The sequence below is a fragment of the Candidatus Accumulibacter phosphatis genome, from assembly GCF_012939955.1.
Lineage (GTDB): Bacteria > Pseudomonadota > Gammaproteobacteria > Burkholderiales > Rhodocyclaceae > Accumulibacter > Accumulibacter delftensis.
Map to the genome: position 1 here is coordinate 1 of NZ_SPMY01000094.1, position 1,466 is coordinate 1,466.

Sequence of the window (1,466 nt, forward strand, 5' to 3'; positions counted from 1 at the left end):
GCAGTCGTCCGCCCCGCCCGTATTGAAGTGCGCGACGAGGCTGGAAACCCGACGGAGGAGACGATTGAATATTACCCAAGTGCCCGCGAAGAGCTGATAGAACACGCTTTGCGTCGCCTCGCCGCAGCACCCCCAGCAGGCTTCTATGACCAGCCAGATCGGCGCAGCGGCTTGATTTTCACGCTTCATCGGTTGCGGCAGGAGCTGGCCAGTCAAGGCCACGCCATGACCTACAGGGACTTGGCCGAAGGAATGGATGTGCTGTCGTTAGGGGCCATTGACCTTGAAACCAGCGACCCCGCCGATCCTCTCGGCGTTCGGCACTTTGCCCGCTCAACTTATTTTCCAAAGCTGATAGGGGTAAAGCGCGACGACCTGGAGAAGAATCCAGAAGCCAAATGGTATGTGGAGTTTCACCCGTTCGTCACGGAAAGCATCGATAAGGTCGCCTATCGGCAGTTCAATTACCGGCGTCTGATGAAATGCCGTACCCAACTCGCTCGCTGGCTCATTAGCCAGCTCGTGCTGAAATACACTGCAGCGGCTATCACCAACAGCTTTGAGATGCGTTTCAGCACGATCAAGCGCGACAGCGGCTTGCTGGAAGGCTACAAACAGCAACGCCAGGCGATCGCCGCTCTCGACGATGCGTGGACGGAAATCAAGGAATTGGGCGTGCTCTACGCGTGCAAGAAGGTCGAGCAACGCGGCAGTCGCGGGAAGCTGGAAGACGCGAGCTATACGCTGTTCCCATCCCGCGAATTTGCTGCCGAGCAGAAGGCCGCCAACCGCCGCCAGAACGACGCCAAGAGCATCGCCAACACGCTTGCACGGCAAACCTCGGCCCCGAGTCAAAGACCAGCAGCAGCCCTAGATAGGCCTGTGGATAAGCCTATGCGGACGCGGTAAAGGCAGGTTGTCCAGCTGACAGGTCACTGGCAAAAGGCAGGTTGTCCAACTGACAGGTGGCAGGTTGTCCAGCTGACGGGTCGTTTTTTTAAAATATTGTTATAAAAGAAAAAAACCTCTGTTTTTTTCGCCCTATTCTTTTATCCTTTTTTTATCCTTTAAAAAGTCTTTATCCTTGTTCCCGCCGGTGGGCAACTATGCTTGCCATAGGCATAAACACAAACCAAGCCCACGGCTTTTGAGAGTGATCGCGTTACACGCTCAGAGGCAACAGCAACAAGGAAGCAAGTTCCCTACGGCCTTGCCATGCAGAAATCAACAAACAAGAAGACGACGACGAGTTGTTCAATCGACAGATTGTCCCGTGTCAGACTATCCGGGTTGCGGGTTAGAGAACCTCCACCAGGATTCGCAAGAGTTTCTTCCGTAAACAACAACCATGTTTACATGCTATCATGATAGCGTGATAACGTGTTATCAATTACACTCCCCGCCAACGCCCACTAGCTTTCGGCAACGTTCACGGGATAGACAACGCAAATAGAAGCCACGGCGGG

Annotated in this window: 1 protein-coding gene; it reads left to right on the forward strand. The window is 54.1% G+C overall.

The window, feature by feature from the left end:
* On the forward strand, positions 1–909 hold a 909-nt coding region (locus E4Q23_RS21225; RefSeq protein WP_169068469.1), incomplete at its 5' end, for a hypothetical protein.
* Positions 910–1,466 lie beyond the last annotated feature (557 nt).